Raw genomic sequence first — 6703 nt, 5'->3', positions numbered from 1 at the left:
GGGTCAGGCGATTCACGAGTCACACCAGATCCGAGAGACCGCCGCCATCCTGCCAGCCAGCCCCAGGCCAGCCACTCCCACACTTACAGGCGGTTCACATCTCCTCGCGCAGGCCCTGGGCGAACCTCAGCATGAAGGCCCGGGTCGGGCCGTAGATCGACTCGTACGGGGTCGGCGTGAGCGCGGACAACGAGGACGTGATGAGGATCCGGCCGTGGCCCTGCTCGGCCATGGCGGCGCTGACGTGCTTGGCGAGCAGGACCTGGGAGGTGATGTTGAGCGAGATCATGGCCAGCTCGTCCTCGATGTCGGTGTCGAGGAACGAGCCGCCCAGGCTCCGTCCGGCGTTGAGTGCTGGCCGCGCAGGGCCCCGGCCCGCGCTTCCTCGACGCCGTGGTCGAGCTGGAGCAGCGCGAAGGTATCTGCGCGCATACCCGCGCCTCTCCCTCCTCGACGCACCGGCGCAGGGGCCGGTGCGCAGCACAGAGGAGAAGCACATGTCGCACGACACCACCAACCCGCACGAGCCGGTCGCCCCCGAGCCGGAGGCCGCCGACGAGGTCGGCACCGAGGAGCTCACCGAGGCGCCGCAGGCGGGCGAGGGCAGCACCGAGCAGGGCGTCAACGGGGACATCGAGCCGGTCGCCGCCGCGATGGCGGAGGCCTTCGCGGTCGAGGAGGCCGCCCCGGACACCTCCGGCCTGCGGCCGGTCGGCGAGGCCACGTATGGTCCGCCGGACCCCTCGACCGAGTCTGTCCAGGGCCCGGACAACCGGATCCAGATCACCGCGACGAGCAGCTACCCGTGGCGGGTCCACTGCTCGCTGCTCATCACCGCCAACGACGGCAGCAAGTGGATCGGCACCGGCTGGTTCAACGGCCCGAAGAGCATCATCACCGCCGGCCACTGCGTCTTCATCCACGCCCCGGGCACGCAGCGGCACGGCTGGGTGCGCAGCGTCGAGGTCATGCCCGGTCGCAACGGCGCGAGCCTGCCCTGCGGCAAGTTCGTCGTGCCCCGTGCCCAGCTGCGCAGCGTGCACGGCTGGACCAGCAGCCCGAACCACGAGTACGACTACGGCGCGATGGTGCTGACCGAGCCCAAGGGCAACCAGACGGGCTGGCTCGGCTTCGCCAACTGGTCCGACGCCACGCTCAACGGCAAGACCCTCAACATGTCCGGCTACCCGGGCGACAAGCCCACCGGCACCCAGTGGTACCACTGGAGCGGCGTCGCCTCGCTCAGCGCGCGGAAGGTCCACTACACGCTGGACACCGCCGGCGGCCAGAGCGGCGGCGGGGTCTACGTCATCAAAGATGGCGGACGGTATGCCGTGGCGATCCACGCCTACGGTGGGTCCGGCAGCAACAGCGGCACCCGCATCAACAAGCCGGTGTTCGACAACCTCAAGCTCTGGAAGGGCTGAGCGCACCGCATGACGGCACGCATCCACGGCATCGTCACCGATGCCGACGGCAGCCCCGTCCCCGGCGCTCGCGTGGCGCTGGAGACGGGGCCCGTGCCGCTGCCCGACATCGCGCTGCTGACTGGCGAGGACGGCACCTTCTCGCTCGACGTCCCCCGTGCGGGCGAGTATGCCGTCACCGCCCACGGCGAGCGTGGGTCCGGCCGGTGCACGGTGCTGGTCCCGGGTGAGGGGAGCACCCGGATCACGCTCGTGATCTGAGCGACGCGGCCGGCCTACGCGCCGGCGTGCTCGCGCCCGGCCCGGCCCGGGCACGGCGTCCGTCGCGGGGGCGACCTACCTCCCGCACCCGTGGGGCGAGCCGCGCCGCCAGCACCACGGCACCAGGCAGCGTGGAGACCAGGGCGAGGACGCCATACCCCACCGACACCCCCACCCCGGCGGCCGGGTCGAGGCCGACGACCGAGAAGATCCAGGCGGTGGCCGCCTCTCGCGTTCCCCAGCCGCCGACGCCGACCGGCACCGACATGCCCGCGATCGAGACGGCGGCGAGACCCGGCGCGAGCCGCGGGTCGGTCGAGGGCGCCACCGCGACCAGGGCGAGCGCGAAGATGCCGGCGAAGGCCACCCACCCCACCACCGACAGCATCCCGACACCGAGCAGGTCCCGCGCGGGCAGTCGGCGCAGCCAGCGCCACGCCACAGTAGCCGTGACGACGCCACCGGCGAGGCAGAGCGCCGCCAGCAGCGGCCGGTGCGGCGCGAGGGCGGCCGACGCGGCGACCAGGACGACGGTCGTGCCGCACAGGCGCTCGGCGGCCACAGCCGCGAAGCCGCTGGCCAGAGCCCTGCGACCAGCGCTCACCTCGGCGTCGCTGCTGTCGTCCGCAGCGCGCAGGACGTCCCCGGCGAGGCCGCCGGGCAGCAGGCTGTTGAGGAAGGACGCCTGCCAGCAGCGGACGTCGGCGGGTCCGACCGGGAGCCGGATGCCGTGGTAGCGGGCGACCAGCCGCCAGCGCAGCGCCTGGACCAGCACGCCCGCGGCCCCGAGCACGAGCCCTCCCGCGAGCGCCCACCAGGGCAGCGAGCCGAGGGCGGTGGTGATGGGCTCCAGCCCCCACCACGCGACGACGAAGCCCAGCACCCCGACGGTGACGAGCAGCTGCAGCGAGGCGACCAGCACCACCGGCAGACCTCGCGAGGAGGACGAGACCCTGGGCCGGGGCCGCACGGGCGTCTCAGCCACCCGACCCGCTCCCCGGCTCGACGGGCAGGCTGAGCAGGTCGAGGTGGCCGACCCTGACCCGCAGCGAGCCGTCCATCAGCGAGCCCTCGCGCGCGGCCAACCACTCGCGGGCGAGGGGTGCCAGCGTGGCGTCCTGCTCCACCGCCACGGCCGCCCGGTCCTGGAGGTAGCGGCGCACCAGCGACTCGTCCGAGGCGTTCAGCTCCCAGTCGGTCGCGGCCAGCTCGACGTCCGCGCCCCGGCGGCGCAGCGCCGCGGCCATGGCCTCCGTCGCCTCCGGCCCGGGCCGGTCCTCACGACGCTGGTGGGCGTCGAAGGCCGCCGTGACGGCGGCGTCCGCCGGGTGAGGCGGGGAGATCTCGACGTCGCCGGTCACCGTGAGGCTCAGGAGCGCGGCCACCCCGGGGCGGTCCATGGGGGCCACGACGTCGGCGAGCGCGTCGAGCTCTGCCACGGTGAGCAGGTCGAGCAGCGCGGCGCAGGTGACCAGCACCTCCCCGCCGGAGGGCACGAGCGAGTGGACCTCCTCCACCGTGGCGACGCGCGCCGGGTCGTCACGTCGGCGCCGGGCACGGCAGCGCCCGCCTGCCCGAGGAGGTCGGGGTCGTGGTCGACCAGGACCCAGCGCTGGGCCCCGGGAGCGTGGTGCCAGCCAGGCCTGGTTGGAGCCGGTGCCCGCGCCGATGTCGAGCACGACGAGCTCCTGACCCGTCCGCTCGCCGACGTGATCGCCGAGCCGGCGCAGCAGCCCGGCGGCGCGCTCCCGGGCCCGGTGGTCGGCGGCGCGGCGCAGCGCCAGCCAGTCGGCGGGCACCGGGCGGCTCACCACCGCAGCACCGCCCGGAGCTCGGCCGCGGCGGTGTCCCACCCGCGGAGCCGGTCCCGGTGCCCGGCGGCGGCACGGCGCCACCGGTCACGCAGCCCGGGGTCGTCGAGCCAACCCCGCAGGGCCTCCGCCCATCCTTCCTCGCGCGTCCCCGCCACGACCGCCCCCGCCTCGGGCAGGCCGTCCCGCTCGCCCGAGCCGTGCAGCGCCTCGACGGCGCCGGTCCCGGAAGGCACCAGAGCCGGTATGCCGTGCGCCAGCGCCTCGGTGACGACCATCCCGTAGGTCTCGGTCCGGGAGGGCAGGACGAGCAGGTCGACGGTGCGCCACAGCGCCTCGAGCGCATCGCCCTCGAGGCTCCCCGGCATCCGGACCCGTCCGCGAAGGTCCTCCGCGCGCGCGGCCACCGCACGGACATACCCCTCGTCGGAACCGCCCGGTCCGACCAGCGACAGTCTCCACGGCCGGTCCTGCAGCCCGGCCAGCGCCTCCAGCAGTCCGCGCGCGTTCTTGCGCGGGGTGATCGAGCCCAGGGCCAGCAGGTGCGGTGGCGTGCTGCCGGTCGCGGTCTCGGCCCGGTCCGTGCCGGGGGCGACCGCGTGGACATGGGTGAGGCCGTAGCGCTCCCGCAGGTCGGCGGCGGCCCATCCGCTGGTCGCGACCACCGTGGCCGCCGCGTGCAGGGCCCGCCGTTCGAGGGCGGCCAGCCGTGCCCGATCCGGCTCGTCGAGACCACTCTCGGCGGGCAACGGCAGGTGCACGAGCACCCCGACCCGCGCACCCCGCGCCCGCGCCTGCTCGATCTCCTCCGGTGCGGCCGAGCCGATCAGGCCGTCGACGAGCACGTCGTCGTGCCGCCCGAACGCGTGCCGCAGGGCCGCGCAGTCCTCACCCGTGGGGGACGGCCAGGCGCCGGGCACCGGCTCCGCAGTGACGTCGAGACCGCTCGCGGCCAGCTCGGTCATCATGCGCTCGTCGTAGCGGGTGCCCCCGCTGGGGCCCGCCAGGTCGGCCGGGACGACCAGGGCGGGCGACCGGCCACGGTCACGCCCGCAGGTCCAGGTCATAGGTCACCCACGCCCCGGGGTGCTCCCGCACGACGACGCCGAGGCCGTCGAGGTCGGCGTCCGGGTCGGCCCGGACCCGCTCGGCCAGGGCGTGGGCCACGTGCGCGGCCACCGCCTCGGTGGTGCTCAACCGGCCCGCGAAGTCGGGATGCTCGTCGAGGTTGGCGTAGCGCAGCGGGTCCAGCACCTCTGACAGGGCCTGCGACGCGGCCCCGATGTCGACGACGACGCCGTGCGCGTCGAGCTCGCGCCGCCGCCAGGTGGCCTCGACCACCAGCGTCGCCCCGTGCAGACCCTGGGCCGGGCCGAAGAACGGATCAGGCAGGCTGTGCGCCACCATGACGTGATCGGTGACGGTGAGTCCGAACATCGTGCTCCTTCGAGGGTCAGGGCCGGGGGTCGCCCGGCTCGGGGTAGGTCAGCACGACGCACCCGGTGAGGTCGGGCCGTCGAGCCAGCTCCTCGACGGCGGCCACGACGCCCGTGAACGGGCGGTGCGCGCCGAGGAGCAGGTCGAAGGCGGGGTCGGTGAGCAGGTCCAGGGTGACCCGCAGCCGCTCCGCCGGGTCGCGGCGGTGTCGCCGGGCGGCGCCCACCCGTCCGACCTGGCTCCCGACGAGGGTGAGGCGACGGGAGTGGAAGTCCTCGCCGAGCGGCACCTGCGGTGCCGCCGAGCCGAACCAGGACAGCTCGACCACCTGGGCGTCGTCGCCGGCCAGCCGCAGGGCGAGCGCCAGGCCAGGTGCCGTCGTCGAGGCGTGGAGGACCAGGTCGCAGTCGCCCTGGGCCACGTCGGGGTCCACGGCGTCGAGACCGGCGGCGACGAGGCGGTCGCGTCGAGCGGGGTCGGCCTCGACCACCTGCAGCCGCGACAGCGGGAACCGCCGCAGCAGCAGCGCGAGGGCGCCGCCGATGAGCCCGCCCCCGACGACCGCCACCCGGTCGCCCGCACACGGCGGCGCGTCCCACAGGGCGTTGAGCGCGGTCTCGACCGGGCCGGTCAGCACGGCGCGGGCGGTGGGGACGGCGTCCGGGACCCGGGTCAGCGCGGTGACGGGCACGACATACCGGTCCTGGTGCGGGTGCAGGCAGAAGACGCGGGCCCCGGTCCAGTCGTCGGGACCCCGCTCGACGACGCCGACCGACAGGTAGCCGTACTTCACCGGGAAGGGGAAGTCGCCCGTCTGGAACGGCGCGCGCATCCTCCGCGCCTGGGAGGGCGGCACCCCGCCGCGACGGACGAGCAGCTCGGTCCCGCGGCTGATGCCACTGACCAGCGCCCGCACGAGCGCCTCGTCGGGTCCCGGGGCGGGCAGCGGCTCGGTGCGCACCTCGCCCTCGCCCGGCGCGGTGGCCCAGTATGCCCGCGCCGTCCCAGGGGCTGCGGTGCTCACGCTCGTGTCTCCAGGTCCACGACGTCCTGCACGAAGGAGCCGGCGAGGAGCAGGACCGCGACCACGCAGGCGGCGCCGGCCAGGGCGACCGGCACGACCGGCACGAGGACGGCGACGAGGGCGATCCCCTGCAGCGCCGCGACGACCCGGCGCCACCCTCGCGGCGCGAGCGGCCCGCGCAGCGCCGGCCGGACCCACGACGCGAGGACGAAGAGATAGCGCATCGCCCCGATCGCGATCACCCACCACCCGAGCGTCGGGCCGGCGAGCACGGACAGCACCAGCAGCAGCGCGGCGTCGGACTCCATGTCCAACCGTGCCCCTGCCTGGCTCGCGGTCCCGGTCCGACGGGCGACGTACCCGTCGGCGGCGTCGAGCGCCAGGGCCAGCCCGACCACGGCCGCCAGGGCCCAGCCGCGGCCGGGGAGCTCCCCGGCCAGCACGAGCACGGTCGCCGTGGCGACGACCCCCGTCAGCGCCACCCGCCCGAGGGTGACCGCATCCGCCGCGGTGACCGGACGCGGGCGTCGGCGGAGCAGGGCCGCGGTCGCCACGCCCGGCACGAGGAGGCCCGCTGCGAGCGCGAGGGTGGTGACGCCGGGCGAGGGCCAGACGAGGGCGAGGAGGCCGATGCACACCCCGAGCGGCAGCAGCACGACCGCGGACTCGACCCCACCCGTGGACCCGCGCCGTGCGTCAAGCGGACCGACGGTGCGCGTCGGTGTCATGGGGTCCTCGACGGC

At 75.4% G+C, this 6703-nt stretch carries 10 protein-coding genes; 2 read left to right on the top strand and 8 right to left on the bottom strand.

The genetic code is table 11. The features are described from left to right. Positions 1–94 precede the first annotated feature (94 nt). On the bottom strand, positions 95–289 hold the full coding sequence (locus tag BJF80_RS19880) for an SDR family NAD(P)-dependent oxidoreductase (protein ID WP_237767468.1): 195 nt from the start codon (positions 287–289) through the stop codon (positions 95–97). Then, the gene (locus tag BJF80_RS19875) at positions 286–432 is read right to left on the bottom strand and encodes a hypothetical protein (RefSeq protein WP_237767467.1); all 147 of its coding nucleotides are present in this window, start codon (positions 430–432) and stop codon (positions 286–288) included. Before BJF80_RS19875 ends, BJF80_RS19880 begins: the two co-directional genes overlap by 4 nt. A gap of 65 nt (positions 433–497) precedes the next feature. Here BJF80_RS19875 and BJF80_RS06265 point away from each other — a divergent pair, with 65 nt between their 5' ends. Together BJF80_RS06265 and BJF80_RS06260 are read left to right on the top strand one after the other, a co-directional pair. Further along, positions 498–1427, top strand: coding sequence for a trypsin-like serine peptidase (locus tag BJF80_RS06265; protein ID WP_075812298.1), 930 nt, complete (start codon positions 498–500; stop codon positions 1425–1427). A gap of 9 nt (positions 1428–1436) precedes the next feature. Next, a complete protein-coding gene (locus BJF80_RS06260; protein WP_075812296.1) occupies positions 1437–1688 on the top strand; it encodes a carboxypeptidase-like regulatory domain-containing protein in 252 nt (83 codons plus the stop codon). Here the strand turns inward: BJF80_RS06260 and BJF80_RS06255 are convergent. From BJF80_RS06255 to BJF80_RS06230, 6 genes are read right to left on the bottom strand one after another with little or no spacing between them, the layout of a single operon-like run. Next, positions 1672–2673, bottom strand: coding sequence for a lysylphosphatidylglycerol synthase transmembrane domain-containing protein (locus BJF80_RS06255; protein ID WP_083673496.1), 1002 nt, complete (start codon positions 2671–2673; stop codon positions 1672–1674). The two genes, BJF80_RS06260 and BJF80_RS06255, sit on opposite strands and share 17 nt — an antisense overlap. Then, positions 2666–3499, bottom strand: a complete 834-nt coding sequence (locus tag BJF80_RS06250) for an SAM-dependent methyltransferase (protein WP_143554009.1) — start codon at positions 3497–3499, stop codon at positions 2666–2668. Before BJF80_RS06250 ends, BJF80_RS06255 begins: the two co-directional genes overlap by 8 nt. Beyond that, positions 3496–4566: a glycosyltransferase family 4 protein gene (locus BJF80_RS06245; RefSeq protein WP_075812290.1), complete on the bottom strand. Its 1071-nt coding sequence runs from the start codon at positions 4564–4566 to the stop codon at positions 3496–3498. The genes BJF80_RS06250 and BJF80_RS06245 overlap by 4 nt, the downstream gene beginning before the upstream one ends. Further along, positions 4544–4936 carry a 6-pyruvoyl trahydropterin synthase family protein gene (locus BJF80_RS06240; RefSeq protein WP_066635818.1) on the bottom strand — a complete coding sequence of 131 codons (393 nt, stop codon included), beginning with the start codon at positions 4934–4936 and terminating at the stop codon, positions 4544–4546. Before BJF80_RS06240 ends, BJF80_RS06245 begins: the two co-directional genes overlap by 23 nt. 16 nt (positions 4937–4952) lie before the next feature. After that, on the bottom strand, positions 4953–5960 hold the full coding sequence (locus BJF80_RS06235; protein ID WP_075812288.1) for an MDR/zinc-dependent alcohol dehydrogenase-like family protein: 1008 nt from the start codon (positions 5958–5960) through the stop codon (positions 4953–4955). Then, the gene (locus tag BJF80_RS06230; RefSeq protein WP_083673495.1) at positions 5957–6688 is read right to left on the bottom strand and encodes a CDP-alcohol phosphatidyltransferase family protein; all 732 of its coding nucleotides are present in this window, start codon (positions 6686–6688) and stop codon (positions 5957–5959) included. The genes BJF80_RS06235 and BJF80_RS06230 overlap by 4 nt, the downstream gene beginning before the upstream one ends. Positions 6689–6703 lie beyond the last annotated feature (15 nt).

Origin of the sequence: Serinicoccus sp. CUA-874 (genome assembly GCF_001942225.1) — a bacterium.
Taxonomy (GTDB): domain Bacteria; phylum Actinomycetota; class Actinomycetes; order Actinomycetales; family Dermatophilaceae; genus Ornithinicoccus; species Ornithinicoccus marinus.
This window is presented reverse-complemented; position numbering and strand designations above follow the sequence as displayed.

Bases quoted from the DNA above. Each gene is read 5' to 3' on its own strand.
- BJF80_RS19880 (WP_237767468.1), bottom strand. From the start codon at position 289: ATGATCTCGCTCAACATCACCTCCCAGGTCCTGCTCGCCAAGCACGTC.
- BJF80_RS19875 (WP_237767467.1), bottom strand. From the start codon at position 432: ATGCGCGCAGATACCTTCGCGCTGCTCCAGCTCGACCACGGCGTCGAG.
- BJF80_RS06265 (WP_075812298.1), top strand. From the start codon at position 498: ATGTCGCACGACACCACCAACCCGCACGAGCCGGTCGCCCCCGAGCCG.
- BJF80_RS06260 (WP_075812296.1), top strand. From the start codon at position 1,437: ATGACGGCACGCATCCACGGCATCGTCACCGATGCCGACGGCAGCCCC.
- BJF80_RS06245 (WP_075812290.1), bottom strand. From the start codon at position 4,566: ATGACCTGGACCTGCGGGCGTGACCGTGGCCGGTCGCCCGCCCTGGTC.
- BJF80_RS06240 (WP_066635818.1), bottom strand. From the start codon at position 4,936: ATGTTCGGACTCACCGTCACCGATCACGTCATGGTGGCGCACAGCCTG.
- BJF80_RS06230 (WP_083673495.1), bottom strand. From the start codon at position 6,688: ATGACACCGACGCGCACCGTCGGTCCGCTTGACGCACGGCGCGGGTCC.